Raw genomic sequence first — 26,694 nt, forward strand, 5'->3', positions numbered from 1 at the left:
CACTTTTTAGGGCAGCCAAAAACGCGTGCAAATGCGCGACGCAGTCCGGGTGTCCATCGAATCGGAGTACGAGGAGGATACCGCTCGGATCCACGACGACAGCGGACAGGTCGAGACGAGCGACGCGACGTTCAGCTTCTCGATCGACGGGAATGGGCACGTCGGCGACGACGTCGGATCTGCGGGGCCGGGGCCGGAGACGGAGTCGGGGCCGGATCCGGAGCCCAAGCAAGACGCATCGAGCGAGGAGGAGACCGAGCCGCGCCACGTCGCCCCCTTGCGGGAGGTCCCGACCGACAGCACGATCCGCTGTGAGGCCGTTCGGGGACGGCGAGGGGTGGAGCTCATTCTGCGACGCGAGGGCGACGAAGTGTTCGCCTGGCGCAACTCCTGTCCACACAAGCCGAAGGTCCCCCTCGACCCGGGGAAGGGGGCCATCGTCGACGACGACCAGATCGTCTGCCACGAACACGGCGCGCGCTTCGAGTGCGGCGACGGCTACTGCTCGTACGGCCCATGCCGGGGCGACGAGCTGGAGGAGTTCGACGTCGAGGTCCGCGACGGCGACGTCTACCTGGCCGACGACCGATTCGACGCCTGCAATCGGCTGGCGTACTGAAACCGGGCAAAAGCGGGCGCTCGGGGGACGGCGCACTCCGTCATGGCGAAAAAGGGGCGGCGTGGCGGCGACGCCTCAGCGGAGCGCGTCCTCGCGGACGAGCGTGTCGTCGGCGAGGTACCGTTCGAGCGTGTGCGCGTCCTCCTCCAGCGTCTTGATGTGCCCGCGCAGGAGCTCGCTCGTCGCCGGGTCGTGTAACTGGTCGGCGAGCTCGATGTGGTCGCGGATCTGCGCGGCGAGCTCGGCGTAGCCGTGGAGGTCGCGGTCGAGCGACGACCGCAGGTCGTACTGGTGCGGTGCCTCGATGTAGATCGGGGCGTGCTGCCGGATCCCCATCGGGCCACACACCGGGACCCCGCCGAGCGCGTGGACGCGGATCGCGAGGGCGTCGGTGATGTCGGTGAGACGGTCGGCCGCGTCCGCCAGGAACTCACTGAGGTCCTCCGCGCTGGCACCTTCGACGAGCCAGTAGTGCTTCCGCACCTGGTTGAACAGGATGTAGAGCCCCGACAGCTCGGAGTTGAGAGCCTCGACCAGCCGCTCGGCCGCCTCGCGGTCGATGCGCAGTTCGTTCTCCTCGACCGCGTCCCACTCTCGGCGCACGCGGTCGTCGGCCGGCTTCCGGAGGTGTGGTGTACTCGCCATGGTCAGTTGAGCGCCTCCTCGCGAACGAGCGTGTCGTCTGCAAGCAGCTGTTCGATCTCGTGGGCGTCGTCCTCGAGGGTCTCGAGGTGGTCGCGGAGCCGGTCACCGGTCCCGGAGTCACCCAGCTGCTCGGCCGTGGTGACGTGCTCGCGCATGGTTGCGACCAGTGTTGCGTAGCCCTCGAGGTCGCCCTCGAGCGAGGTCCGCAGATCGTAGATGTCCTCCGCTTCGAGGTGGACCTCGGCGTGCTCCTGGATCGTCGGGGGCGTGTTCGGCGGGACGCCGCCGAGTTCGACGATCCGGATCGCGAGGTCGTCGTTGATGTCGCGGGCACGCTTGTACGCGTCCTCGAGGAACTCCGCCACCTCGTGGAACTCGGCGCCCTCGGCGGTCCAGTAGTGCTTCCGCAGGAGGTAAAACAGGTTGAACGTGCCGGCGTGGTCGACGCGCAGGCGGTCCACGATCTCGGCTGCGTCGTCGCGGTCGATCCGGAGCGCGTTCTCCTCGACGGTGTCCCACTCCTGGCGACGGTCGCCAGTGTCGGGTTCCCGGACCAGGCCGATCTGTCTCTTCGCCATCGTGACCACCTCAGTGCGTTGCTTCTTCCAAGACGAGCGTGTCGTCTTCGAGGAAGTGCTGCGCCTCGTGCGCGTCGTCCTCGAGGTCCTCGAGGACGTCGCGAAGCAGCTCGCTCGACGCGTAATCGCCGAGGTCCTCCGCCAGCGCGACGTGCTCGCGTACGGACTCGATCACGTTCTGGTAGAGCTCGAGGTCGTTCTGCATCGACGTCCGAACGTCGTAGACGTCGTCGCCCTCGGACTCGACCGGTGCGTGTTCCGCGAGCGACTCGAGGCCGCTGACCGGCACACCGCCCAGCGCCTGCACGCGCTCGGCGATGTCGTCCGCGTTGTCCTCGGCGTCCTCGGCGGCGTCGCCGAACCAGTCGTGTAGCTCCTCGAACTCCGCCCCCTCGACGTTCCAGTGGTGCTTCCGCAGCTGGTGGTAGAGCACGTAGGTCGCCGCGAGGTCGGTGTTCAGGGCGTCGATGATCTGCTCGGCCTTGTTCTGGTCGATCTTCAGCGCGTTCTCCTCGACGGTTCCCGCTTCGCGTCGAAGCTGCTTTTCGGTGCTCATATCCATCTGTTCGGCGGCCATCCTTATAAAGTTTGTCAGCATTTAGATATTTTAGGCGCGCCAAAATGAGCAGCCAACCCGTACGTCTTAAAAGACGGCACGGGCGTTCTTTGGTGTCTCTAACAACCGAACAGCGACAGGCGAAACGGCGGACGAGGGGTCGATCCCCGGAGAAAGTGATTTATTTTATATATGAATGGTCGAACCGGGGAGGTCGACACCGGAGTCCGACGCCAGGGTCCGACGCAACGCCGCGGCCGGAGCCGTCGCGGGGCCACGACTAAACCGGAAGCGGTTCGAACGGTCGCTCCGGGGTGTCCGCCGTCCAGCGGACCGTCCCGGTGTCGAGGTCGACGGCGCTGATGGCGTCGTCGTCGTAATGGGAGACGTAGACGCGCGCCGGGCGGTCCGGGTCGCGAGCGGCGGCGAACCCGGGATGTGGGAGCTCGACGCCGTCGCCGCCGAGGGACCTGACCACGGCCCGGTCACGGTCGAACACCCACGCGTCCTCGTCCGCGGTCACGACTTCGGTCGGCGTTCCGCCCACGTCGTGCGTCGTCGCCGTCGAGAGATCGCGGGAGAGCTCCGTCACCGTCCCGTCGTCGCGACCCGCCACGAGCACGCGACCGTCGTCGACGACGGGCTCGTAGGGGTTCTCGCCGACCGCGGCCACGCCTGCGACGCCGGCGGTACTCCCCGCCTCGATATGCGCGACGCGACCGTTGGCCTGGTCCACGGCGTAGACGCCGTCGTCGGCTGCGGCCAGCCCCTGCACGCGAGCCTGCGTGCCGTCCACCGTCCCGAGGTCGACGGCGGTCCGCACGGTTGCTGTCTCCGCGTCGACGACGGTAACAGTGCCGTCCGCCCGGCTCCCGACGTAGAGCGTGCCGTCGACGAGCTCGGCGTCGTGCGGCTCTGCGCCGACGGCGACGCGCTCGGTGCAGTCGAGGGTCTCGAGGTCGAGGACGGCGACCGCGTCGCCGCCGGTACACGGAACGAAGGCAGTGTCGGCACCGACGGCGAAGTGCGACGGACCGAGGACGCCCGTCTCGATCCGCTCGACGGCGCCGTCGGCGACGACGTCGACGGAGCGCTCACCCATCGTCGCGACGAGGACGCGCCCGTCCGCGGCCGCGAGGTGGACGGGGTGCGAGCCGACGGCGACCTCGCCGGCCGGGGTTCCATCCGCCGCGTCGTACAGGGCGACCGCGTCGGCCGCCGAGCACGGGACTGCGAGGAGCATGCGTCAGCCCGTACAGGAGAACCCGCCGTCGTCGGAGCCGCCGACGCTCCCCTCGGCCTCGACGACGGTCGTGGTCTTCGTCTCGACCGGGTAGCGGCCGCGTTCCGCCTCGGGGACGTTCGCCCACTCCGCGAAGCCGCCGTCGTAGAGGCGCACGTCGGTCGCGCCCAGCGCGCGCAGCGCGAGCCAGGTGCTGGTCGGGTTGACGTTCCCCTGCCCGTAGACGACGATCGTACCGTCCTGGTCGAGCACGGCCGCGTTGAAGTACAGCGACGCCAGCTCGATCGGGTCGGCGAGCGTCCGGCCGTCGACGTTGCCGTGCCAGTGGACGTCGACCGCGCCGGGAAGGTGTCCATGGCGGCGGTTCGATTCCTCGAGCGCAGCCGAGCCTTTCGCCCCGAGGTACGCCTCCGGTGAACGGACGTCGACGAGGCCGGGGCCGTCGCCGTTGAACGTGCCGACGCGCTCCGCGAGCCAGTCGCGGGTGACCACCAGTTCCTCGCGCACGTCGGGGTCGTACTCCGCGGTCGGCGGGTCGCGGTCGCCGGTGCCGACGCGGCCGGTCCAGTTCTCGAAGCCACCGTTGAGGACGGTGATGTCGCCACGGTGGCCGAGGTACTCGAGCGCGAAAGCGACGCGGGTCACGCGGGAGCCGACGCTCCCGCCGTAGACGACGACGTCGTCGTCGGGGGCGACGCCGACGGCGCCGAACGCGCTCGCGAGCGCCTCGGTGTCGGGGATGAGACCGGACTCGGTTTCCGACTGGGCCGTCAGCTCGTCGACGGGCGCGAGCCGCGCGCCGTAGATGCGCTCGGTGCGGAACAGGTCGCGCGTGCGGGCGTCGAGGAACACCGCGTCGTCGGCGGCGAGCTGTGTCGGGCCGGCGAAGTAGTCCACATTCCCCCGAACCGCGACGTCGTTCGCGGCATCCGCGGGGGTGTAGACCCCGGCGCAACCGGCGGTCGCCGCGAGGCCGGTGCCGGTCGCCGCGAGCAGCGAGCGTCGGGTGACGTCCCTGGCCGAGTCGGGGTTGAGGTCCTGATCGCTATCCGTCGCGTCGTTCGGCGTCATCGGCTCACCACTGGTGCCCGCAGGCGCACTCGCCGATGCAGTACGAGGTGCCGCTTTCGGAAAGCTCGATGCCGAGCGAGGCGGCGGTCGCCAGGAAATTGTTCGCGGTGTCCCCGACCGGGCGGACCAGGCCCGTCGTCGCGCCGTATGGCTTCGAGCCGACGCCGATGGTCGCCGTGACTTCGCCCGCGGCGTGGTCGATGACCTTCACCTCGTCGCTCGTCTGGACGGGGACGTACAGCTTCTCGTGGTTCGGGTCCCACGTGCCGACGAACGCCTTGCCGCCGAGGTCGATCCGGTCGACGACCTCGTTCGCCTCGAGGTCCAGCACGGTAACGTCCTTGGAGTTCGCCGTGAACACGTAGCCCGTCTTCGAATCGGGGCCGATCTCGCTCGTCAGCGGCAGCGCGCCGAGGTCGTCGTCCGCGGTGAGACGGGTGACCTCCTCGGGCGCGGCCGGGTCGCTGACGTCCCAGATGCTCTCGGTCCCGTGGTCGCCCTCGTTGTTCTCCACGAGGAGCGTCTCGCCGTCCGGCGACGCCGTGTCCATCCACGGCGCGACGGCGTCGGCGTCGGTCGCCGGCTCCACCGGGACCTGCTCGACGATCTCGAACGACGCGACGTCGATCACGCTGAGCTTGTCCGCGAAGATGTCCGGCACGTAGGCGTACTGCCCGTCCGGGTGGATCGTCACGTCGCAGGGGCCCGGCCCTTCCTTGTCGCCGCGGCCTGCCTCGTCGCTTCGGTCGATCTCGGCGAGGACCTCGCCGAAGGAGTCGGACTCGGGGTCGGCGTCGAGCTTGAACAGCTTGTGGACGGGCTCGCGGGCGCTGACGACGAGCGTCTCGCCGTCCGGCGTCACCTCCTGCCAGTTCGCGCCGGAGCCGGTCTCCAGCGAGGCCAGCTCCGAGAGCGTCTCGGCGTCGACGGCGCGGACGCCCTGGTCGACGTTCAGCCAGACCGGGTCGCCGGGGCCCGTGGTGTAGTCCGAGACGTACTGGTTCGCCGGGAACGACGCGGTCGCGCCGAGATACTGGGTCGTCACGAGCTCGTCCGTGGCGGCGTCGATGACGCTCACCGACTTGTCGGCCGTGTTGAACACGTACACCGTCTCCTCGCCGCTGCCGTCGTCGCCCTCGGAGTCGCCCAGACAGCCGGCCATAGCCAGCGCGCCCGCCGTCGCCGATCCGGCAAGGAGGGACCGACGGGAGACGTCACCCCCGTCGTCGGCACCGTCGGCGCCGTCGGCGTCGTCGGCACCGTCGGTGGCGTTCGGATAAAGGACGTCAGCGTCGTACTCGTCGGTCATACGCGCGGCTTCGCACTCGCTACGGATAGGCACGACGAACGCTCAGCCCATTGCCCCCGCTCGGCGATGGTGGCAATGTTTGCCGCAACGAACGACTACGGGCAAGTGCATGCGGATCCGATAAGTCAAGACGGCAGAGCGAACAAACGAACCCATGTTCACCCTCTCGCCGCCGGCGTACGTCGCGATCTCGGTGGCAGTCGGGCTGGCGTTCGGAGTGCTCCTCCAGAAGGCCCGCTTCTGTTTCGTCTCCGCGTTTCGCGACTTCGTCGCGTTCAAGGACACACGCGTGCTGAAGGGCGTCCTCGCGGGCGTCCTCGTGATGACGATCTTCTGGAGCTTCCAGGCGACGCTCGGCTACTTCCGCGGGTTCTGGACGCCCGCGTGGGGGCTGACGTCGCTCGTCGGCGGCTTCGTCTTCGGCATCGGGATGACGATGGCCGGCGGCTGCGCGTCGGGGACGCTGTACCGCGCAGGACAGGGCTACGTGCAGTTCTGGCTCACGCTGCTGTTCATGGGTGTCGGCTACGTCGTCTTCGCGTACGCGTTCCCGACGCTGCGGTCGGTGTACTTCGAGCCGCTCCGCTTCGGCGACGGCGCGTCGCTGTACCTCGCGGCACCGTGGCCGCCCGCAGTGACAGGACTGCTCGTCGCTACCGCCGGCATCCTCGTGTACGCGTTCGTCGTCGGTCGGCGGGCGCTCCCGGACGACCCCGGCGGCGAGTCGGGCTTCCTGCAGGGAACGCGCGGACAGGTCGCGGCGGTCAACGACGCGACGGCCGCACTCGGCGTCGGGCTCCGCGGCATGGCGAGCGGCACCCGCGAGTACCTCCGCGGGTTCGTGACTGACGACCGCCCCGTAACGGAGCGGCTCCGGAGCTCCTGGGACGCGCGCACCGCCGGCATCGGCCTCGCGCTGGTGGCCAGCCTCTGGTTCTGGGTGTACGGCGCGTGGGCGATCACCGGCAGCGAGGCGAAGTGGGCCGGCTGGCTGCTCAACGCCGCCGGCGTCGACGTCACGGGCGTCGAGTACTGGGGCTCCGTCCTCTTCCGCGGCGAGGGCGTCACCGTCACCATCGACATGATCATGATCGCCGCCGTCGTCGTCGGCTCGTTCCTCGCGGCCGTCCTCTCCGGCGACTTCCGGATCCGCTGGCCCAAGGTCAACCGCCTGCACAATCCCGTCGTCGGCGGCCTGCTGATGGGCGTCGGCTCGCGGCTCGCGCCCGGCTGCAACATCGCGAACCTGTTCAGCGGCGTCGCGCTGCTGTCGCTCCACTCGCTGCTCGCCGGCGCCGGCATCATCCTCGGCACGTACGTGATGACCCACTACCTCTACCGCGAGGTCGGCTGCGCCATCTGAGCTGACGGTCCTCGCCGATATCTTATAAAGAAACGTCGCAGTCCCCGACTCGTTCTTAAAAGCAAACGTCGTCGACGACTCGGCAGTTTAAAAACCCACGTCGCCGACCGCGGGCGGAACGCGAAATCGTTATCGTCCCTCTCGACCCGTTACTCGGCGTCCGCGGCGTCGCCGCTTTCGAGCTCGTAGTCCCACTCCTGGTAGCCGCCGGCCATGCTGCGGACGTCGCTGTCGTCGCTCACGTCCTCGTAGGAGTCGATGAGGCGGGCAGCCTGGACGGACGACTGGCCGATGGGGCAGGCGACGACGATGTCCTCGCCCCAGTCGAGCTCGTCGACGCGGCTCGGCAGCTGGCCCATCGGGACGTTGACCGCGCCCGGGATGTGGCCGGACTCGTACTGGTGTTCCGGGCGGATGTCGATGACCTGGACGTCCTCCTCGTCGAGCTTTGCCTTCACTTCGTCGGGGGTGAGTTCCTCGACCATGGTTACTCCTTCCGCAGGAAGATCCGGTAGCGTCCGTCGCCGCTCTTCCAGACGCGGGCGTCGGCCTGGTCCGCGACCGACTTCGGGACGTTCTCCGTGCTGGGAACGTGGTCCGTCTCCTGCACGAGCACGTCGCCCTCGTCGAGACCCTGGATCGCCTTCTTCGCCTCGACCTGCGGGTACGGGCAGACCTCCCCCGTCATGTCCTGGACTTCCGTGGCCTCCTCGAACAGCGATTCGGCGGTCTCGTCGTCGAGCTCGTCCGGCGAATCGACGACGTCCTCCCAGCCTGATTGGCTCATACTGGCTCCTACGGCGTACGCTGGCATACGGGTTTCGCCACGTGCAGCCCTGACCTCTTTCTTGGACGCCCACGTCGGGCCATTCCGTCCCGAACGGGCGCGGTCCCCGCCGGATGCGTCAGAGCCTTTGACCAGCGACGGTAAGCCCGCCCATGACCGACGCAGGGATCGACGAGTCCACTATCGGCGACACGCCGCTGGTAGGACTCGACGTCGACGTGCCGGCGACCGTGCTCGGCAAGGCCGAGTGGTTCAACCTCTACGCCGCCGACCACGGCGGCGGCTCCGTGAAGTCCCGCATCGCGAAGGGGATGCTCGACGGCGCCGAGGCCGACGGGGAGCTAACGCCGGAGAAGACGGTCATCGAACCGTCCAGCGGGAACACGGGCAGCGAGCTCGCACGACTCGCCGCGAACCGCGGCTACGACGTCGAGATCGTCGTCCCGGACAACGCCAGCGGCGGGAAGGTCGAGGCGATCCGCGACGCCGGCGCCGAGATCCACTTCGTCGACGCCGACCGCGGCTACGACGCCGTCATCGAGCGCTGCGAGGAGATCGTCGCCGAGGCCCCGGACCGCTACTACCGGCCGAACCAGTACGCGAACCCGAACAACCCGGGCACGCACGAGCGAACGACGGCCCGGGAGATCCACGAGCAGACCGACGGCGACGTAACCCACTTCGTCGCCGGCGTCGGCACCGGCGGCACCATCACCGGCACCGGGCGGGGGCTCCACGACCGCGGGGACGTGCAGGTCGTCGGCTTCGAGCCGGCGAACCCGCTTCACGCCATCGACGGCCTCAAATTCCTCCGCTCGGGCGACCACTACCACCCCGAGACGTACGACGAGTCAGTTCTCGACGAAAAGCGCTACGTGGACACGGAGACGGCCTATCAGCGAGCCCGCGACCTCCGCGAGCGCTTCCAGGAGCGGGAGATCCCGGTCCGCGACGCCGGCCAATACGACGAGGCCGTCGTGCGCGATCACCTGCGCGTCGACGGCCAGTTCGTCGTCGGCACCTCCAGCGGCGCGGCGATCCAGGCCGTCCACCAGCTCGACGCGGACGACGAGCTCGACGCCGAGGACGTCGTCGTCGTGCCGCTGTGTGACCGCGGCGACAAGTACGCCGACATCCCGCTGTGGGAAGACTACCTCGAGGACGACGACTGAGCGGGTTCGGTTGCTTCCGGTCGGCAATTGGGCAAAGGCGAGTTCCGCCGCTACCCGAGGATGCCCAGGATCCACCGGGCGATCTCCGAACTTGTGAACAAAGCCCCTTCCACTCGCGAGAGCTCCCGGCCCGTCCAGAGGGCGGCGACCATCAGTAGCGTGATTCCGGCCAACCAGGCAAGCGTCTCGAGCGCGGCGCCGGTCACGGCGAGCGGGTTAACGACCGCCGCGATGCCCATGATGCCGGTGATGTTGAAGATGTTGCTGCCGGCGACGTTGCCGACGGAGACGCCGAGGCTACCGCGCTGGATGGCCACCAGCGAGACCGCGAATTCCGGCGTCGAGGTCCCCGCCGCGACGATGGTGCCGCCGATGACCCACTCGGAGATGCCGACGCCGCGAGCCAGCTCCGAGGCGGCCACCACCATGTAGTCGCCGCTCACCAGCACCACCCCCAATCCGCCGACGAGGAAGAGGGCATCGCGCCCCCGGAAGCTTACCTGGTCGGCGACTTCTCCGATGAGGCCGCCGGCCGCGAGCGGTCCGTCGGCCGATCCGGCGGTTTCCGACTGCGTGGCCCGGAGGAGGTACGCCGTGTAGACGACGAACAGCCCCGTCAGGAGGGCGCCCTCGAGTCGCGTGATCTGATGATCGAGGATCGCGATCCCACCGACGAGCGTGGCGGCCAGCAGCGCGACGCCGTCCCGGTGGACGAGCGATTTCGCGATCGGGATGACCTTCACCAGCGAGATGACGCCCAGAATGAACGCCAGATTGTAGATGTTCGAGCCGAGGACGTTCGCGACCGCCAGGTCACCGAGCCCCTTGCGCGCGGCGTCGATCGAGACCGACAGCTCGGGTGTCGACGTGCCCATCGCGACGATCGTCAGGCCGATCGTCAGATCCGAGAGCCCAAATCGGCGGGCCAACCTGACGACGGCGTCGACCAGCAGGCGGGCGCCGACCCATAATCCGACAATCGATGCGAGGATCACGCCGACCTGAACGAGAGGGCCGCCTCCAACCATGCCTCGGCGTAGCCCCGGTCCACCAATCAATGTTGACACGTCGAGTCGGGAGGATCCTGAAACAGAACCGGGACGGAACCCCCCCGTACTGAAATCAGCATGACGGACGACGGGGAAGAGTCGACACCCAAAGCAGTCCGGACGACTCGGGGACGCGGTTGCGTAGAAGCGGAACGTCGGCGCTCAGCAGCCGCCGCTGGCTGCCGGAATGACGCGAACGCGACTGTCCTCCTCGACGGTGTGGCCGAGATCGTTGACCTCGGCGCCGTCGACGTAGACGTTGATGAACTCCTTGATGGAGCCGTCCTCGATGACGCTGTCGCGGAGCTCCGCGCCGTGCTCGTCGGCGTGGTTGTCGAACAGGTCCTCCAGCGTCTCGCCGCCCACCTCGACGGACTCGGTACCGCCCTCGCCGAGCACCGCCGGGATCTTGATTTCGGCCATACCCGACGTTGGCCGCGGACGCTCAAAAGGGGCGGGTCGGCGGCAACGGCCGCCGTCGTGCGAGTCGGGGACACAGACCGCAGCGCGCCGCTGCCGCCGACACTGTGGCGCCTCGCTGCCGCCGACACTGTGGCGCCTCGCTGCCGCCGACACTGTGGCGCCTCGCTGCCGCCGACGTGGGGATTTAGTGGCCGCCCGTGGAAGCGGGACCATGATCGAGTTCACGCGCGACGCCTACGACGACGTCGTGTACGCCGGTTATGACGGCGGCTCCGAGGAGGTGTGCGGCGTCCTCGCCGGCGAGTACGACGACGAACGAAGCCGGGTGACGGACACCTACGCGACGGAGAACGCCGCCGACACGCCGGAGATCCGGTACTACATCGACCCCGAGGAGCAGCTCGCCGTCATCGAGGAGATCGAGGAGTCCGGGCTGGACGTGGTCGGGTTCTACCACACGCATCCTGCAGGCCCCACCCAGCCGAGCGAGACGGACGCCGACCGCGCGGCCTGGCCGGACTACTCGTACGCGATCTGCGCGTTCGACGGCTACCCCTACCTCGGCTCGTGGCGCTGGCGCGGGGACGACGAGGCGTTCGAACAGGAGATCGTGCGGGTCGTCGAGGCGTGAGGAACGCGCTTTTATAAGGGAAAAGCGACGTCGGCCGCGTGACGGGACCTCAGTCGGCGGAGACTTCGGGATCCTCCTCGCGGGAGATGGCACAGGAGGCGGAGTACTCCACGTCGTGGACGGAGTCGATGGCGGGGTCGTCGCCACAGACCGGACAGTCGTCCTTCTTCGTGATCTCGACCTTGTCGAACTCCATGTTCGCGGCGTCGTAAAACACCATCTCGCCCTCGAGCAGCTCGCCCTCGCCGAGGACGTACTTGACGGCCTCCGTCGCCTGGATGTTGCCGACGGTGCCGGGCAGCACGCCGAGGACGCCGGCGGTCGCGCAGTTGGGGACCATCCCCTCGGGCGGGGCCTCCGGGAACATGCAGCGGTAACACGGCGAGTCGTCCGCCGCGGTGAACGTCGTCACCTGCCCCTCGAACCGGAAGATGGAGCCGTGCGTGAACGGGGTACCCGCGAGCGTGCAGGCGTCGTTGACGAGGTAGCGCGTCTGGAAGTTGTCCGTGCCGTCGACGACGAAGTCGTAGCCCTCGATGAGCTCCTCGACGTTATCCTTCGTCACCCGGAGCTCGTGTTTCCGGACGTCGACGTCGGGGTTGAGGTTCTCCACGAACTCCGCGGCGCTGTCGACCTTCTTCCGGTCGACGTCGTCGTTGCCGTGGATCGTCTGGCGCTGGAGGTTCGATAGCTCGACGACGTCGTCGTCAGCGATGCCAAGCGTGCCGACGCCGGCCGCGGCGAGGTACTGAATGATCGGCGAGCCGAGGCCGCCGGCGCCGAGCACGAGGATCTCGGCGTCGAGGAGGTCGCTTTGCCCCTCCGGCCCGACGTCGTCCATGATGATGTGCCGCGAGTAACGGTCGAGCTGGGTGGAGTCGAGGTCGAGGTCGCTCATACGGAAACGTACGTCGCGGCGGCCAAAAGCACACGGGAGGAGACTACTGCTGCCGCTAACGTTGACGGGTCCCGACGGGAACGACGGACGCTGACGCAACGAGGCAGAAGGCGACCCGGTCCGAACCCGTCAGCGAGACCAAATATCGATCGGATATCCAGTTCGATCATGTGTTGGGATCGTTGCTAAAGGTTCGCTCCGGAATATCGCATCATTTATGCGCATCTCAACTACACACCATGGTAGACCATGCCAGAACGAGAGACCTGGACGTCACGGATCGGCTTCATTTTCGCTGCCGTGGGTAGCGCAGTTGGACTCGGAAACATCTGGTCGTTCCCGTTCCAGACGGGGGCAAACGGCGGCGCAGCGTTCCTCGTCGTCTATCTGCTCGCCGTGCTGCTCATCGGATTCCCGACGATGCTCGGTGAGTTCGTCATCGGTCGGGAGAGCAAGCGGAACCCGGTCGGTGCCTTCGCGGAACTCGGCCACGGGAACTGGTCGGCCGCGGGCGGCCTTGGCGTCGTCACCACCGTGGTAACGCTGGCCTTCTACAGCGTCGTCGGCGGCTGGGTGCTCAGCTACATCTTCGGCAGCGCGACCGGCGCGTACTTCGGTGACGCCGGCGCCTTCTTCGGGTCGGTCTCCGCGGGGCAAACCGCCGTGCTCACCCACGCCGCCTTCATGGCGATCACCATCGGCGTCGTCGCCGCCGGTATCGAAGAGGGGATCGAGCGGGCGACGAAGTTCATGATCCCCGCGATCATCGTCCTGCTCGTCGCGCTCGGGATCTGGGGCTCGACCCTGGATGGCGCCGCGGCCGGCTACGAGTACTACCTGTCGCCGGACTTCGGCGTGCTCGCGAGCAACTTCGCCAGCATCGTCCCCTCGGCGGTCGGCCAGGCGTTCTTCACCCTCTCGCTCGGGTTCAGCGTGATGGTCGTCTACGCCTCCTACCTCGGTAGCGACGACAGCCTCCCGGCCGACGGCGGGGCCATCGTCGTCATCAACACGCTCGTGGCCCTGCTGGCTGGGTTCGTGGTCTTCCCGCTGCTGTTCTCCATCGGCGCCGAGCCGGGCACCGGCGGCGTCGGCGCCGCGTTCGTCGGCCTCGCCAGTGCGTTCGGCGAGATCCCTGGCGGCGAGATTATCGGGGTCCTCTTCTTCGTGGTCCTGCTGTTCGCGGCGCTGTCCAGCTCGATCAGTCTGCTCGAGACGCCGACCTCGTACATCGTGGAGACGTACGACTTCGATCGGCGCCGCGTCGCGATCGCGCTCGGCGCGGGCATCTTCGCGTTCGGCGTCCCCACCGCGCTGAACACGAACACGCTGGGCTGGTACAACGACGTCGTCTTCAACCTGCTCCTGCCCATCGTGGTGCTGCTGTTCGCCATCTTCGTGGGCTGGGTCAACGCCGACGACTCGTACGCCGAGGTCGGCCGCGGGAGCTCGCTGGGCGATACCTTCAGTACCGTCTGGCTCTGGTGGGTGCGGATCGTGATCCCGGTCGCCGTCATCTTCACGCTCGTCCTCGGCGTGCAGGACCTGCTTATCAAGGGCGGCGTCCTCGACGCGGCGATCATCCTCGGGTAGCGAGACGGCGACGGTCGACGCTCGGAACCGATCTCGATCACCGGCCGCTTTTTACGTAATCCGGAGACCTCGGGTAGTCCTGGAAACCCGAATCTGAATGTCGGTCAGTGCACCCTGTCGATAGCGACGCCGCTCGCGGGACGAACCTGCTTAAAAAGGACGTCGCCCGGTTCGACGATCAGTTGTCCGGTCGACGCACGGTACGTCGGTCTGAACGCGAACCGCGACGGGTACGCGAACCGCGATGGGAACGCGAACCGCGACGGGAACGCGAACCGCGACGGGAACGCGAACCGCGACGGGTACGCGAGTCGCCGTTAGAACGTCTCGTGGTGGAGGATCTCGTCGACGTCGCGGCGCGGGAGGCGCTCGGGCTCCTCGCCACCGCTCTCGCCGACGGCGATGAGCACGACCGGCACCTTGTCCTCGGGGAGCTCGAGGAACTCGGCAAGGCCGTCCTGGTCGAACCCGATCATGGGGGTGGACTTCAGGCCGCGAGCGTGCGCGGACAGCATGAGGTTCTGGGCCGCGAGACTCGGGTTGCGGATGGCGTAGTCGCGGCTCATCCGGTCGCTGCCGTAGAGGCCCTCGGTCTGCTCCTGGGTCGCCTCGGCCGTCTCCCTATCCATGCGGTCGGCCTCGACCCACTGGTCGAAGACCTCGTCCGCGGTCTCGAGTTCGGTGTGGCCGACGACGAGGATCGCCGTGCCGGCCTCCTTGATGTGCTCCTGGCCGTACGCGAGCTCGACGACTTCGTCGAGACGCTCGTCGTCCTGCACGGCGACGAACTCCCACGGCTGGAGGTTGTACGAGGACGGCGCCAGCGACGCGTCCTCGATGAGCGCGCGCAGGGTTTCCTCGTCGACGTCGCCCTCGGGGTCGAAGTTGTGCCCGGACCGTCGCGTCCGAAGTGCCTCGATCGCGTTCGGGTACTCCGCATCAGCGTCCGCAAACTCCGTTTCAGATTGCATTCGACCGGACGTAGTGGACTGGCCCGTATATCCGTTTGCTAACCCTCGGATCGGGGAGTGACATCAGTGTAACCGGGTACTCTGAAAAGGGATTCAAGATGTCCAATGGGATTGGTGAGTTATCCAACCTGTTGGACCGGTTCTCCGAGTCAGTCGATCCGTTCGAGGTCCGTCTCCGTTTCCTCGGCCTCGACGTCGCCCGTGTTCCGCGTCTCGGTCGGTTCGAACAGGAGCATCTCGACCTCCTCCTCGGCGACGGGCCGATGTTCGACCCCCCGCGGGACGACGACGAACTCGCCGGGCTGGAGCGTTACGGGCGGCTCCTCACGGAACTCGATCCGGAGCACTCCCGACTGCACCAGGAACAGCTCGTCGGCGTCCTCGTGTTCGTGCCAGACGAACTCCCCCTCCGCCCTGGCGAGCTTGACTGCCTGTCCGTTGAGCTCGCCGGCGAGACGAGGCGACCAGTGCTCGTCGAAGGAGTCGAACGCGTCCTGCAGGTTCACTTTCTCCATGTCGCCTCGTTATCCAGCGCCGCGGATAGCTTTTCCTCGACGGGGCCGTCTCGACCGAAGGGCCAGCCGTCGGCTACTCCGCGGGCTCGTCCGGGTCGCGTCCCGGCGGTCGCTCCGAGAGCCGATCGAACCGGTCCTGGGCGCGCTCCGTTCGCTCGCTGGTCGCGTCGGGATCGTAGTCGAGGTCCACCACGTCGCCATCGTCGACGGCGAGTTCGTACACCGCGTCCTGGTGGCGGCCCGGGGCCGGTAGCCGTTCGCGATCGACCGCGATCTCCGCGACGTCTTCGCCGTCGCGTTCGAGCACGAGCACGGCCTGCTCGCTCTCGAACCGGTCGAGCACGGCGGTGTAAGTTCCGTCGGTCACCATCAGTACGAGACCCGTAGCACCTCCTCGCCGGTATCAGTTGTCACGACGACGGTGTCGCCGTCGTTGTTCCAGACGGGGGAGTCGCGACCCCAGTAGAGATCGGCGCCGGTGTCGGTACCGCTTCCTGTGTGCAGCGTCACCGTCGCGCCGGCGTCCAGCGTGAAGCCCTCGGGGAACGTGTACGTCTTCCCGACCTCGTCCTCGACGGTCCAGCCGCCCAGGTCGAGCGCGGCGTCACCGGCGTTTTCGAAGACGACGTACTCGTCGTTGAGGTTCTCGCTCTCCGTCCCCTCCGCGTCGGCGTGGATCTCCGCGACCTCGAGCGCCGAGGGGTCCGCACCGCCGTCAGTGACTGTCTCCGTCGCGGTCGCGCTCGGCGCCGTCAATTCGCCGCTTCCCGCGATGACAGCCCGGCGCTCGACCGGTGCAGTTGAGCCAGGGTCGATCGGGTCGCCCTCCCGGAGCCGGGCGGGGTCGGTCGGCGCGGGTTGCTGCGTCGCGACGGCGACCCGCTCGCCGTCGCTCGTGAGGACGACGTCGCCGTGGGTCGCAGTCCAGTAGGTCGGCACGTCGCGTGCCGCGATGCGGTCTAGCGTCGCCGCCGACGGATGCCCGTACTGGTTGTCCCAGCCGCTGGAGATGACCACGGCCTGCGGCGCCGCGGCGTCGAGGAGTCGCTCGCCCGTGCTCGAGGCGCTGCCGTGGTGGCCGGCCTTGAGCACGGTGACGTTCAGCCGGTCGCCGTACGCGTCGACGAGGTGAGCCTCCTGATCGTCCTCGGCGTCGCCCGTCAACAGGAAGCTCGTGGCACCGAACTGGAGCTTCAGCACGATGCTGTTCTCGTTGCGCGCCTCGTTCTCCAGGTACGGTTCCGGCGGGCCCATCACGGTCACGTCGACGCCCTCGAAGGGGATCTCGTCGCCCGCGCGGGTCTCGTACAGCGTTACGTCGTGGGCCTCGACGGCGTCGAGGTAGCCCTCGTAGGTCTGCGTGCTCGCCGCGATGCCCGGGTCGTAGACGGCGCCGATACCGTCGGCTTCCGTTTCGAAGTACTCGATGATCCGGGCGTTGCCGCCGATGTGGTCCGCGTCGTTGTGGGAGACGACGAGGTAGTCGATCCGTTCGACGTCGTGGCGCTGCAGGTACGTCAGCACGTGCTCGCCGTCGTCCCGGAAGTGGCCGGTGTCGACGAGCATCGTCTCCCCGCTCGGTCCGACGACGAGCGTGCTGACGGACTGGCCGACGTTGATGAAGTGAACTTCGAGCGTTCCGTTGGGCGCCTCCAGCGTCGCCGTCGTTTGGCCTCCCGTCGTCTCCGGCTCCGGGGGTCCCTGATTGACGCCGCCACTACACCCGGCCAGCACGACGAGGCCGAGGACCGCCAGCAGCAGAAATCGACGGCGCGTGCTCATGGTACGAGGTTACCCCAGCGGCTGAAAGAGGTGGCGGCCCGATGGAGGCGGGTTCGCCGGACAGCAGGTTTGTCACGATGGAGAAACCCGAGCGTTCGGCGAATTCGAGGGCTGAGGTTTATCAGGCATACCGCGGGGAACAGGGCCTACCCGTGGTGAGCGCCCTCGGTCGTCGGTTGCTCGACGTCGCGATCGCGTTGCTGCTCGTCCCCGGCCTCCTCGCAGGTGGGGGCGCGACGGCGACAGCAGAAGCGACTGCGACAGCGCAAGCGACCGCTATAGCGGAAGCGCCCGCGAAGGCGGAATCGACCGCGACGGCGGAAGCAACTGCGATACCGAAACCGGCCGCGATGCCGAACGCGGTCGCGGACGGACCTGCGGCGGCACAGGCAAGGAGGATAGTCGCACGGTCGCTCTCCGACGATCCGCCGGGAACCGCCCCGGCACTGTCGCCGGCGCGGAGCCTGGGCTACTTCCGCGTCGACGGACCTGGACACGAGGACCGGCCGCCCGACCGAGCACCAGTGGCGTTCCAGCTTCCGGCCGAGTCGCTTCCGGAGGCCGGCCACGTCGACGCGGTTCGACTGTATCGTCAGGAGGGCGAGGAGTGGCGACCGGTGCCGACGCGACACGTGGGCGGGGATTGGTTTCGCGCCGGCCCGACCGACGGGTCCACCTTTGCTGTCGGGTTCACGGAGCCCCAGTTCGCGATCGTCGACGTCTCGGTGACCCCGAAGGTCATCTCCCGTGGAGAGTCACTCTCCATTCAGGTCACCGTCGACAACGACGACGGGGCCGGGACGACTACGTTCGAACTCGGGACGCGAGCAAGGACCCGTACGGAGACAGTTGCGCTCGGGCGCGAGGCGACTCGGCAGTTTACGTTCGAACTCCGACCTCGGGAAGTCGGCGCTATCGACGTCGTCGTCGACGGAAGGACCTACGCGACGGTGAGAGTTACTCGGCAATCCGGGGAAGAACGGCTGGAAGAGAGGCGGTGGCCAGCGGCGACGGCACGACACTCACTGACTCGTTGGTTTCGAATCCCGATTCGACGGCAGCACCTCCGCACCGGTTATCTCGAATCGAGCGCCGCGGTCGCCGTCGACGGCCTCGATCTCCCACCCGTGGCTCCCCACAATCCGTTTCACGCTCGCGAGGCCGACGCCGGTTCCGTCGGCGGCGGTCGTCGTGCCGAACTCGAAGAGGCTGTCCGCGACCGGTCCCGGGAAGCCGACGCCGTCGTCCTCGACGTAGAACCCGTCGGGGAGGCGACCGACGTCGACGCTCACGTCCTCGCCGCCATGGTCCAGCGCGTTGCCGAGGAGGTTCTCGAAGAGACGGTGCAGGGCGTCGCGGTTCGCCTCGACAGTCAGATCGGCCGTGACCGTCAGGTCGTCCGTGGGGAACGAGCGGGCGTGAGCCGCGTCGGTGGCGACGGCGTCGACCGCGACCGGCTCGACGTCAGTGACCGGTTTCCCGGCACGGACGGTCCGGGCGAGCCCGTCGACGAGCTCCTCGAGTCGAGCGGTGATAGATCGGGCCTCGTCGACCTGCTCGCGCGGGTCCCCGCTGTGTCGAGCGAGTTCGAGTCGCCCCTTCAGCGTCTGCAAGGGGCCCTGGAAATCGTGGGAGAGCGTCGTCGCGATCGATTCGAACTGCTCCCGCTGGCGTTCGAGCCGCTGTTTCCGGTGCTCGTTGTCCGTGACGTCGACGAGGAGTCCGATGACCTGGGTAACCCGCCCCTCGTCGTCCGTGACGGGGTGGCCGCGGTCCTCGAGGTACCGAACCTCGTCCGCAGCTTGCTCCACCCGGAAGCGGACGTTGAAGGACTCTCCGCGTTCCGATGCCCCCACGTACGCTTCCCGGAGCGTCTCCCTGTCGTCGGGGTGGACGTGCTCGATGAACGAGTCGAAGCTGTCGGAGAGGCGATCCGGTTCGAGGCCGAGGAGCGAGGAGACGCCGTACCGGGTGATCCGGTCGTCGTCGACCCGGTGTTTCCAGAGGCCGGCGTCGACGCTTTTGAACTCCTCGGTGATGATCTCGCGCAGTTGCGCGAGCTCCCGCTCGCTCTCCTGGAGCTCGGTGACGTCGTGCGCGATGGTCTGCCCGACCGCGTCGTCGTCGAAGGCCGTTGGGGCACATGACACCTTCGCGACCTGCGTCGATCCCTCGGTGCTGAAGCGGAGTTCGGTCGGCGACACCTTGTCTCCGGTCCGGAGCCGTTCGACCCGGGACCGGACCTTCTCGCGGTGCTCCGGCGGATGATAGTCAAACATCTCCTCGCCGACGAGGCTCTCGACCGACTCCTCGCCGAACAGCTCGACGGCGGCCTCGTTCGCGTAGCGGATCCGACCCGCCTCGTCGTAGTGATACACCGGAAGGTGAGACGTCTCGACGAGCGCGGTGTAGTGGTCCACAGCCTGCCGGGCAATCACCTTCCGTTGCTGTGACTGGACGGCCTCGAGCACGCGGTTGGCGAGCACGTCGTAGGTGTCCGTTCCGCCCTTCTGGATGTAGTCGGTCACGCCGGCCGACATGGCGTCCGCCGCTATCGATTCCGATCCCTTGCCCGTGAACAGGACGAACGGCCGATCGACGCCGTGCTCCTGCAACTGGTCGAACAGCTCGAGGCCGTCGAGCGCCGGCATGTCGTAATCCGAGACGATGCAGTGCGGATCGGTCGCCCCGAGCTGGTCGAGGACGGTCGTCGGGTCAGATACGGAGGTTACGGAGAGACGTTCGTGTGCTCGCTCGAGGAACTCCCGCGTCAGGTCGAGGATCGCAGCGTCGTCGTCGACGTGGAGAACCCGGATCTCGCTCGGATACTCCGAGGCCGATCGGGCGGTGACCGGAACCGATTCGTCACTCATTACGAGTAGGCTTTCGACGCGGCGTTGAAAAGCCACCGACATCGTGACGAATTAGCTACATATTATCTGATAGAAAGTATCCCAGGGCAATCGATGGATTCGACGGGTTCATGTATCATCTCGGGGAGGATCTCCGGTTGAGATATTCGACGCTCGTGCTGTAAATTGAACATGTCGAAACCCCAGTGGTAAAACGGGGTGATGTATTTGGCTTCGAGACGAGGATGCTCGGCGAGTTTCGACGGAGTTCGTCCGAAGGCCGCGTCAGTACTTCCGACGCGAGTCCGGAACGCCCAGCTGCTCGTTGAGCGCGTCGTCGAGCGCGTCTCGTTCGGCCTGCCAGTCGAAGAAGTCCTCGCGCGAGTCCGGATAGTTGCTGTACGTCTCCTCGAGCTGGTCGGCGTAGCGGCGCGTCTTGACGAAGTCCACGAGCGTCTCAGCGACGTCCCGCTTCGTCGTGTCCAGCGTCTCGAACACGTCGCTTTTCGCGAGTCCGACCGCGTTGCGTGTGACGCCCGCGATCAGCGAGACGGCGTCGCCGATGCCGAAGGAGTCCTCCTCCGAGGAGACCACGTCGGAAATCTCCGCTTCCGGGAGGAGCGCGACGGCCGCGCGGACGTCGTCCATCCCCGCGTTCGCCGCGGCGACGTTGTACGGGTCCTTCGAGGCAACCCGCGTGCCGAGCCCGTGTTCGACGAAGACGTAGTGGTTGTGGGCCCACAGGTCTTCCTCCGAGATGAAGTCGTCCTCGTCGCTGGCGACGGCCTCCGCCCCGTGCTTCCCGGCCGAGTAGCCGGTGACGGCGGCGCCCCGGATCCCCTTGCCGGAGATCGGGTGCGTGGTGCCGGCGTTACAGCCGACCGTGATGTAGCCCGGGGCGACCATCGAGTCGAGCGGACGGCGAAGCCCGAGCGCGGCGCCGAGCTTGTCCTTCTCGCCGTTAACCTCGTGGAACTCCGCGCCCTCGTACTCCGGGCGACCCTCGAGGTCGTCCTTCAGCCGGTCGGCCAGCGCGATGGGGTCCTCCATCATCTGGAAGCCGAGGCCGACGTTGATCTGGGTGTCCTGCCGCGGGAAGTACCAGATGTAGCCCATCTCCTCGAGTGGCTTGCCCACCAGCGCGTTGTCGTACTCGACCGGCTCCTGCGTCTCGAGGATCTCGCGGTACGCGGACCCGAACTGCGTGAAGTGGGGCTCCTCGAAGCTGACCTCGGGCTCGGCAGCGAGGTCGTCGAAGTCCACCTGCGACATGACGCTCGAGAGGGAGCCGCCGGCGTCGATGAGCAGGTCGGCGTGGTACTCGACTGGCTCGCCCTCGCGCACGGCCTCGACGCCCTCGACCTGGTCGTCCTGGATAACGCCGTTGACGACGGTGTTGAAGTGCTGTTCGACGCCCAGGTCGCCCGTCTGGTGGATCAGGCGCTGGCCGAACTCGTAGCGGTCGATGACGTTGCTGTGGCCGTCATACGGGAGGACCTTCTTGACGCCGATCTCCTCGTCCCACCACTCGATCTGATCGATGTTGCCGTCGACAAGCACGTCGTCGTCGGCTGCGATCGCCTCCATGTCGATCGGCCCGGGATACTTCTTCGAGTCGGTCGGGGCCTTGATCGCGTCGCCGCAGGCGATGTGTCCCGCCTGCTGTGCCGACTTCCGCTCGAGTTGGACCACGTCGGCCCCCGCGTCCGCGGCCGTCGCCGCGGCGAAACAGCCCGCGATGCCACCGCCGACGACGACGATGTCGTAATCCTCGGAACCGGTCATTGTCCGTGTCGAGGGGGCCTCCTACATTGAATCGTTCGATCGGATCCGGGGGGTCGAGACGGATTCGTTCGTTATTCGTCGGATCTACGTGGGTCAGATATCTGGATCGATGGCCTCCGTAAACCGAGTGACCCGAACGAACGCAGCCTCTGAAGCGGTCGCACTTTTAAATAGATTCAGTCATTCTCGGTAGCGACACCACTCAGCATGCCCAGAACGTCACAGCCGCTGAGCGGTCGCATATATAAACTAGTTCGGCTAACCTCACGGGCAACACCACTCGGCACTCCCAGAAAGCCCTCAAATCCGGAACAAGTGCCGTGCTGGAAGCTACTAGAGCGAACGGTCCCCGGGTGTGCCTACTTTTACCACTGTCTTGCTCGTGAGTCACAGCATGTCGACCGATGACTCCGGGACGGCCGAAACCGAGCTGGTCGACCTCCTCGAACGGCTCGGGTTCAGACAGTACGAGGCCCAGACGCTGATCAGCCTCTCCCGACTCGGGACCGGGACGGCCAAGGACATCGCACGCGTCAGCGACGTTCCCCGGACCCGGGTCTACGACGCGGTCGACGCGCTTCACGAGCGCGGCCTGGTCGACGTACAGTACACGACGCCGAAGAAGTTCACCATCGTCTCCCGCGAGACGCTCGTCCGGAAGCTCAACGTCGAGCGCGAGCGAACCATCGACGAGATCTCCGACCTCCTCGAAGAACTCGGGCCCGAGGAGACGACCCAGGAGCAGTTCGGCGTCTGGACCGTCACGGGGAAGACCGCGGTCGCGGAGCGGGTCACGGGCTTCCTGGAGGACGCGGACGAGAAGGTCGTCCTGATGACGACGGACGACCTGCTGACCGACGAGCAGCTCGACGCCCTGGCGGCGGCACACGAGCGCGGCGTGGAGATCTACCTGGCCGGAATCTCCGAAACGGTGCAACAGCGCATCCAGTCGGAGGTCCCCTCGGCGGAGCTGTTCGAGACCCTCTGGGAATGGGGCGAAACGCCTGCCGGGACCCTCCTGATCGTCGACGACCGGTCCGCGCTCGTCAGCGCGCTCGTCGACGATGGCGCCGACAGCCACGAGGAAACCGCAATCTGGGGCAGCGGGCAGCGAAACAGCCTGGTCGTCGTGCTCCGGACCATCTTCACCTGGCGGCTCGGCGAACACGAGGCCGACGAGTCGGTCCTGGAATCGGAGCAGGACGGTGCCGGCGAGTCGGAGGACTAGTGCAGCGCTCGCGGGGCGCTACTCGTCGCTTGCGCCGAACAGCGCGTCGGCGTCGGCAGGCGTATCGAAGTCGTGGAAATGCTCGCCCTTCTCCTTGGTGAGGATGTTGAGTCCGGCGGCCGCGCCGTCGCCTGCGGAGATGACGGCCTGCCACTCCTCGGCACGGACCATCGCGCCCGTCGCGTACGCGTCGTCGACGCTCGTCTCCATCGTCACGTCGACGTCGACGACGTCGCCGTCGAAGTCACACCCGAGAGCCTCGGCGAGGTCCCGGTTCGCGCCGGTCGCGAGCACCACGTAGTCGGACTCGTACTCCCCGTCTTCCGTCGAGACGGTGAACCCGGCGTCGGTCGCCTCGACGTCCGTGACCTTCTCGCCCTGCCGACGCTCCACGCCGAAGCTATCGACCTGCGACCGGAGCGTCTCCATGTACGCGGAGCCGTCCTGCGAGCCGATTCCCGGATAGTTGAACAGGTGGGCCTTGTGCATCCACGTCCCGTCCGTGTCGAACACTGTCGCGTCGACGCCGTTCTTCTGGGTGAACAGCGCAGCACTCAGCCCGGCCGGTCCGCCACCGATGATGGTCACGCTTGCCATGTTATGCCAGTACGTCCCTCACATGAATAAACGTCGTGCGGTACTCGTTGGCACACCGTTCCCGGTACACTCCGGAGTGTTCGGGAATCGCGCGTAGACGTCGCCCACGAAGAGGTCGAATCCACCGTCGCAGTCGCCGACTACGACGCGACGTCGTAGCCGGCGTCCCGGATGGCGGCCCCGAGGTCGTCGTCGGAGACGTGCTCGTTGATGACGACCTCGACCGTGTCGTTCTGGTGGTCGGCGCTGGTTCGACTGACGCCCTCGACCGTGCCGAGCGCGTTCTCGACGTTCTCCTCGCACCCGTCACAGGACATGCCGCTGACCTCGATCGTCTTACGTTGCATGCGGGAGCCTTCGGGCTCCGCTCCAAAGGTCGTTTGGGCGGAACCGTCGACAGCGATCCCACTTTGGCGCCCGTCGGGACCACGGCAGCTACCGTGACCGCGACACAACGCCTATCACTCCTGAACCGGAACGATCGGACATGACATTCGATCCGATGGACCAGGGACTCGACGCCGAGGAAGTCGAGGCCCGCGTGGACGAAGCGATCGAGAACAACGAGGTCGTCCTCTTCATGAAGGGCGACGCCCGCATGCCCCAGTGCGGCTACTCGAAGCGCGCTGTCGGCCTGATCGGCCAGTACCGCTCCGACCTGGAAACCGTCGACACGCTCCAGAACCTCGACGCCTTCCGCGAGGCGCTCGAGGAGCACAGCGGCTGGGAGACGATCCCCCAGACCTTCGTCGACGGCGAGTTCGTCGGCGGCAGCGACGTCCTCGCGGAGCTGGACGAGCGCGGCGAGCTCGCCGAGAAACTCAACGCCGACCCGGACGCGAACGACGGCAGCGCCGCGACGTCCCCGTCCGACGACGGCAGCGTCGACGCGCCGTTCTAGCTCGCGCTTTTTCGGCTTCCTCGTCCCCACGCCGAAAATCTTTCAGGCCGGTCGACGAGCGTCCGATATGGCTCCAGTCAACGAGCGCGACCTCGACTGGTCGACCGTCGAGGGCGAGGAGACGGCGTTCAGGCGCAAGCAGCTCGGCGCGGCAGCGGGCGGCGAACAGCTGGGCTGTAGCCTCTACGAGCTGCCCGCGGGCGAGCGCTCGTGGCCGTATCACTACCACACGGCCAACGAGGAGGCGCTGTACGTCCTGGGCGGCGAGGGGACGCTCCGGATCGACGGCGACGAGCACGACCTCGCCGCCGGGGACTACGCGGCCTTCCCGGCCGACGGCTCCGGCGCGCACCGAGTCGTCAACGATAGTGACGAACCGCTCCGATACCTCCTGTTCTCCACGATGACCGAGCCGGACGTGATCGCGTATCCGGACCTCGAGACGGTCGGCGTCTTCGCTGGCTCGCCACCCGGTGGCGACGGCGAGCGGACTATCGAGGGATACTACGAGGTCGGCGAGACGGTCGACTACTGGACCGGCGAGTAGCTGACTGCGACGATAGGGGACCGGCGAGTAGCCGACTGCGACGACCTGGCGGTCCGAGGGAAGTTGGGTGGCTATCCGGAGGCGGAGTCGGGGTCGGGGCCGAGTCCGAAGTCGAGGTCGTCCATCCGCCGGATCGTCTCCGCGAGTCGGGAATCGTCGGGGACGGCCCGGCGGAACGACGCCGAGCCGAACTCGACGTCGCCGTTGATCGAGAGGAAGCCGAGGTCCGCAGGGGGACCGTCGAGCCCGACCAGGAACGCGACACGGCGGGCGGCGGGGACGTTGTTCACCCTGGCTGCCGGAGCGACGGAGCCGTACAGGGATCGGTTGTTCGCCACGTGGCGAACGGTGATGGGAGTGGGCGCGAACAGCAGGAGCAGGTGTACCCCAACGTCGTCGCGGTTCAGCTTGGGCCGGATGTTGTGGGCGGCGTCCTGGTAGAAATACCGCTCCATGCGGCGATACTGACGGAGGATCTCGTTCGCGCCGGTCGCGTGTCGGACCGCGGCGTCGCCCTTGAGCTCGACGAGGTAGTCGACGACCTCGGGCGTGCGCGTTCGGACGTACACGTCGGCGACGCCGCGGACCCCGTCGTGGTCGTACGGCTCCTCGAGGTTGACCGCGGCTTTCGGCTCGGTCGCCTCGAAGTGGTCGACGACGGACGTCGCCAGGTCGTCCTCACGCATCGCCTTGCCGTCGGGGACCGAGCCTCAAAGATGCAGGGGTAAAACGAGGGATCGAACCAGCGCTGTCACGGGAATTTCGGGCGCCGGTCGGACCGCTCCGGACTGGCGAGTATTCTTTTGTCCACTGCCGACCCACTGCCGGCAATGGCTGCCATCTGTTTCGACATGTACGGCACGCTGTGTAACACCGGCGTCGTCGTCGACACGCTCGTGGAGGAGCTCGAGGTTTCCGAGGCACTCGTGACCCAGCTCGACACGTCCTGGCGGACGAAACAGCTGGAGTACACCTTCCAGCTTGGGCTGATGGACGAGTACGAGCCGTTCTGGCAGGTGACGCGTGACGCGCTGGATTTCACCCTCGCCAGGTACGACCTGGACCCGGACAACGAGACCCGACTCCGGATCATGGCCGGCTACGAGGCGCTGTCGCCGTTCCCGGGCGCCATCGACACGCTGGCGGAACTGCAGGACGCCGGGCACACGGTCGCCGTCCTCTCGAATGGCAATCCGGCGATGCTCGAGAGCCTCGCCGACGAAGCCGGGCTGTCGAACCACCTCGACGCGATAATCAGCGCCGACGAGGTCGAGACCTACAAGCCGGCCGCCGCGGTGTACGAGAACGCCGCCGCCCGCCTCGACACGCCGATCGAGGACTGCTGGCTCGTCTCCACGAACGCCTGGGACGTCACCGGCGCCGGCAATGCCGGCATGCAGACCTGCTGGGTCAATCGCATCCACGACCCCCACGAGCGGATCGGCCCCGGCGTCGACGCCGTCGTTCCGGACGTCCCCGGCGTTCTCGCCGAAGTGCCCTGAGGCGGTCGAGGAGATCCTCGGCCCGGAAGCCATCGCGAACGCGGTCCCACAACTTACCCGTCTGGCGAAACGAGTGG

The 26,694-nt window shown here is 67.4% G+C and carries 29 protein-coding genes; 9 read left to right on the forward strand and 20 right to left on the reverse strand.

All coding sequences use genetic code 11. The features are described 5' to 3' along the window. Positions 1 to 31: 31 nt before the first annotated feature. Positions 32 to 619, forward strand: a complete 588-nt coding sequence (locus ACQE3M_RS12155; RefSeq protein ID WP_430505890.1) for a Rieske (2Fe-2S) protein — start codon at positions 32 to 34, stop codon at positions 617 to 619. A gap of 75 nt (positions 620 to 694) precedes the next feature. Here the strand turns inward: ACQE3M_RS12155 and dpsA (ACQE3M_RS12160) are convergent, their stop codons facing one another. The 6 genes from dpsA (ACQE3M_RS12160) to ACQE3M_RS12185 all read right to left on the reverse strand — a co-directional run bounded on the left by dpsA (ACQE3M_RS12160) (position 695) and on the right by ACQE3M_RS12185 (position 6,021). Continuing rightward, on the reverse strand, positions 695 to 1,264 hold the full coding sequence (gene dpsA, locus ACQE3M_RS12160) for a DNA starvation/stationary phase protection protein DpsA (protein WP_430505891.1): 570 nt from the start codon (positions 1,262 to 1,264) through the stop codon (positions 695 to 697). A gap of 2 nt (positions 1,265 to 1,266) precedes the next feature. Then, positions 1,267 to 1,842, reverse strand: coding sequence for a DNA starvation/stationary phase protection protein DpsA (gene dpsA / locus ACQE3M_RS12165; RefSeq protein ID WP_430505892.1), 576 nt, complete (start codon positions 1,840 to 1,842; stop codon positions 1,267 to 1,269). Between the two features lie 10 nt (positions 1,843 to 1,852). After that, the gene (dpsA, locus tag ACQE3M_RS12170; RefSeq protein ID WP_430505893.1) at positions 1,853 to 2,398 is read right to left on the reverse strand and encodes a DNA starvation/stationary phase protection protein DpsA; all 546 of its coding nucleotides are present in this window, start codon (positions 2,396 to 2,398) and stop codon (positions 1,853 to 1,855) included. Between the two features lie 280 nt (positions 2,399 to 2,678). Further along, a complete protein-coding gene (locus ACQE3M_RS12175; RefSeq protein ID WP_430505894.1) occupies positions 2,679 to 3,641 on the reverse strand; it encodes a YncE family protein in 963 nt (320 codons plus the stop codon). Between the two features lie 3 nt (positions 3,642 to 3,644). Beyond that, positions 3,645 to 4,712: a sulfurtransferase gene (locus ACQE3M_RS12180; RefSeq protein WP_430505895.1), complete on the reverse strand. Its 1,068-nt coding sequence runs from the start codon at positions 4,710 to 4,712 to the stop codon at positions 3,645 to 3,647. 4 nt (positions 4,713 to 4,716) lie between these two features. Further along, entirely contained in the window at positions 4,717 to 6,021 is a 1,305-nt protein-coding gene (locus ACQE3M_RS12185) for a beta-propeller fold lactonase family protein (protein WP_430505896.1), read from the reverse strand. A 154-nt stretch (positions 6,022 to 6,175) separates the two neighbouring features. Here ACQE3M_RS12185 and ACQE3M_RS12190 point away from each other — a divergent pair, with 154 nt between their 5' ends. Continuing rightward, complete coding sequence (locus ACQE3M_RS12190; protein ID WP_430505897.1) at positions 6,176 to 7,384, forward strand: YeeE/YedE family protein; 1,209 nt, start codon at positions 6,176 to 6,178, stop codon at positions 7,382 to 7,384. A gap of 149 nt (positions 7,385 to 7,533) precedes the next feature. Here ACQE3M_RS12190 and ACQE3M_RS12195 read toward each other — a convergent pair whose 3' ends face one another. Both ACQE3M_RS12195 and ACQE3M_RS12200 read right to left on the reverse strand, forming a co-directional pair. Then, the gene (locus ACQE3M_RS12195) at positions 7,534 to 7,869 is read right to left on the reverse strand and encodes a rhodanese-like domain-containing protein (protein ID WP_430505898.1); all 336 of its coding nucleotides are present in this window, start codon (positions 7,867 to 7,869) and stop codon (positions 7,534 to 7,536) included. A gap of 2 nt (positions 7,870 to 7,871) precedes the next feature. Then, positions 7,872 to 8,171, reverse strand: a complete 300-nt coding sequence (locus ACQE3M_RS12200) for a sulfurtransferase TusA family protein (protein ID WP_430505899.1) — start codon at positions 8,169 to 8,171, stop codon at positions 7,872 to 7,874. Between the two features lie 152 nt (positions 8,172 to 8,323). Between ACQE3M_RS12200 and ACQE3M_RS12205 the strand changes: the two genes are divergently transcribed. Continuing rightward, positions 8,324 to 9,343: a PLP-dependent cysteine synthase family protein gene (locus ACQE3M_RS12205; RefSeq protein ID WP_430505900.1), complete on the forward strand. Its 1,020-nt coding sequence runs from the start codon at positions 8,324 to 8,326 to the stop codon at positions 9,341 to 9,343. Positions 9,344 to 9,393: 50 nt separating this feature from the next. Here the strand turns inward: ACQE3M_RS12205 and ACQE3M_RS12210 are convergent, their stop codons facing one another. Both ACQE3M_RS12210 and ACQE3M_RS12215 read right to left on the reverse strand, forming a co-directional pair. Continuing rightward, positions 9,394 to 10,371, reverse strand: a complete 978-nt coding sequence (locus ACQE3M_RS12210; RefSeq protein WP_430505901.1) for a calcium/sodium antiporter — start codon at positions 10,369 to 10,371, stop codon at positions 9,394 to 9,396. Between the two features lie 183 nt (positions 10,372 to 10,554). Next, complete coding sequence (locus ACQE3M_RS12215) at positions 10,555 to 10,815, reverse strand: MoaD/ThiS family protein (RefSeq protein WP_430505902.1); 261 nt, start codon at positions 10,813 to 10,815, stop codon at positions 10,555 to 10,557. Between the two features lie 211 nt (positions 10,816 to 11,026). On the opposite strand from ACQE3M_RS12215, the gene ACQE3M_RS12220 reads away from it, so the two are divergent. After that, positions 11,027 to 11,446 carry a desampylase gene (locus tag ACQE3M_RS12220; protein ID WP_430505903.1) on the forward strand — a complete coding sequence of 140 codons (420 nt, stop codon included), beginning with the start codon at positions 11,027 to 11,029 and terminating at the stop codon, positions 11,444 to 11,446. A 49-nt stretch (positions 11,447 to 11,495) separates the two neighbouring features. On the opposite strand, the gene ubaA is transcribed toward ACQE3M_RS12220, so the two are convergent. Then, positions 11,496 to 12,344 (reverse strand): SAMP-activating enzyme E1, encoded by an 849-nt coding sequence (ubaA, locus tag ACQE3M_RS12225; RefSeq protein WP_430505904.1) that lies wholly within the window; start codon positions 12,342 to 12,344, stop codon positions 11,496 to 11,498. A gap of 249 nt (positions 12,345 to 12,593) precedes the next feature. Between ubaA and ACQE3M_RS12230 the strand changes: the two genes are divergently transcribed. After that, positions 12,594 to 13,937 carry a sodium-dependent transporter gene (locus tag ACQE3M_RS12230; protein WP_430505905.1) on the forward strand — a complete coding sequence of 448 codons (1,344 nt, stop codon included), beginning with the start codon at positions 12,594 to 12,596 and terminating at the stop codon, positions 13,935 to 13,937. A gap of 317 nt (positions 13,938 to 14,254) precedes the next feature. Here ACQE3M_RS12230 and ACQE3M_RS12235 read toward each other — a convergent pair whose 3' ends face one another. The 6 genes from ACQE3M_RS12235 to ACQE3M_RS12260 all read right to left on the reverse strand — a co-directional run bounded on the left by ACQE3M_RS12235 (position 14,255) and on the right by ACQE3M_RS12260 (position 21,842). Continuing rightward, entirely contained in the window at positions 14,255 to 14,908 is a 654-nt protein-coding gene (locus ACQE3M_RS12235) for a nitroreductase family protein (RefSeq protein WP_430505906.1), read from the reverse strand. A 149-nt stretch (positions 14,909 to 15,057) separates the two neighbouring features. After that, entirely contained in the window at positions 15,058 to 15,423 is a 366-nt protein-coding gene (locus ACQE3M_RS12240; protein WP_430505907.1) for a cupin domain-containing protein, read from the reverse strand. A gap of 73 nt (positions 15,424 to 15,496) precedes the next feature. Next, positions 15,497 to 15,793 (reverse strand): DUF3006 domain-containing protein, encoded by a 297-nt coding sequence (locus tag ACQE3M_RS12245; RefSeq protein ID WP_430505908.1) that lies wholly within the window; start codon positions 15,791 to 15,793, stop codon positions 15,497 to 15,499. Then, positions 15,793 to 17,205: a lamin tail domain-containing protein gene (locus ACQE3M_RS12250; RefSeq protein WP_430505909.1), complete on the reverse strand. Its 1,413-nt coding sequence runs from the start codon at positions 17,203 to 17,205 to the stop codon at positions 15,793 to 15,795. The genes ACQE3M_RS12245 and ACQE3M_RS12250 overlap by 1 nt, the downstream gene beginning before the upstream one ends. Before the next feature lie 1,022 nt (positions 17,206 to 18,227). After that, entirely contained in the window at positions 18,228 to 20,078 is a 1,851-nt protein-coding gene (locus tag ACQE3M_RS12255; protein ID WP_430505910.1) for a PAS domain S-box protein, read from the reverse strand. Between the two features lie 264 nt (positions 20,079 to 20,342). Further along, positions 20,343 to 21,842 carry an FAD-binding protein gene (locus ACQE3M_RS12260; RefSeq protein WP_430505911.1) on the reverse strand — a complete coding sequence of 500 codons (1,500 nt, stop codon included), beginning with the start codon at positions 21,840 to 21,842 and terminating at the stop codon, positions 20,343 to 20,345. A 394-nt stretch (positions 21,843 to 22,236) separates the two neighbouring features. Here ACQE3M_RS12260 and ACQE3M_RS12265 point away from each other — a divergent pair, with 394 nt between their 5' ends. Then, on the forward strand, positions 22,237 to 23,070 hold the full coding sequence (locus ACQE3M_RS12265; protein ID WP_430505912.1) for a TrmB family transcriptional regulator: 834 nt from the start codon (positions 22,237 to 22,239) through the stop codon (positions 23,068 to 23,070). 18 nt (positions 23,071 to 23,088) lie between these two features. Here the strand turns inward: ACQE3M_RS12265 and ACQE3M_RS12270 are convergent, their stop codons facing one another. Together ACQE3M_RS12270 and ACQE3M_RS12275 are read right to left on the reverse strand one after the other, a co-directional pair. Continuing rightward, complete coding sequence (locus ACQE3M_RS12270; RefSeq protein ID WP_430505913.1) at positions 23,089 to 23,667, reverse strand: NAD(P)/FAD-dependent oxidoreductase; 579 nt, start codon at positions 23,665 to 23,667, stop codon at positions 23,089 to 23,091. A gap of 140 nt (positions 23,668 to 23,807) precedes the next feature. Then, a complete protein-coding gene (locus ACQE3M_RS12275; RefSeq protein ID WP_430505914.1) occupies positions 23,808 to 24,014 on the reverse strand; it encodes a heavy-metal-associated domain-containing protein in 207 nt (68 codons plus the stop codon). Between the two features lie 140 nt (positions 24,015 to 24,154). Here ACQE3M_RS12275 and ACQE3M_RS12280 point away from each other — a divergent pair, with 140 nt between their 5' ends. Then, complete coding sequence (locus ACQE3M_RS12280; protein WP_430505915.1) at positions 24,155 to 24,568, forward strand: glutaredoxin family protein; 414 nt, start codon at positions 24,155 to 24,157, stop codon at positions 24,566 to 24,568. Positions 24,569 to 24,635: 67 nt separating this feature from the next. Further along, positions 24,636 to 25,115, forward strand: coding sequence for a cupin domain-containing protein (locus ACQE3M_RS12285; RefSeq protein WP_430505916.1), 480 nt, complete (start codon positions 24,636 to 24,638; stop codon positions 25,113 to 25,115). Between the two features lie 71 nt (positions 25,116 to 25,186). Here ACQE3M_RS12285 and ACQE3M_RS12290 read toward each other — a convergent pair whose 3' ends face one another. Next, positions 25,187 to 25,801, reverse strand: coding sequence for a hypothetical protein (locus tag ACQE3M_RS12290; protein WP_430505917.1), 615 nt, complete (start codon positions 25,799 to 25,801; stop codon positions 25,187 to 25,189). A 144-nt stretch (positions 25,802 to 25,945) separates the two neighbouring features. On the opposite strand from ACQE3M_RS12290, the gene ACQE3M_RS12295 reads away from it, so the two are divergent. Further along, positions 25,946 to 26,617, forward strand: a complete 672-nt coding sequence (locus ACQE3M_RS12295) for a haloacid dehalogenase type II (protein WP_430505918.1) — start codon at positions 25,946 to 25,948, stop codon at positions 26,615 to 26,617. Positions 26,618 to 26,694: the final 77 nt, after the last annotated feature.

Source organism: Halosubterraneus shenae (assembly GCF_050510935.1).
In the GTDB taxonomy this organism is placed as follows: Archaea; Halobacteriota; Halobacteria; order Halobacteriales; family Haloferacaceae; genus JBDGPU01.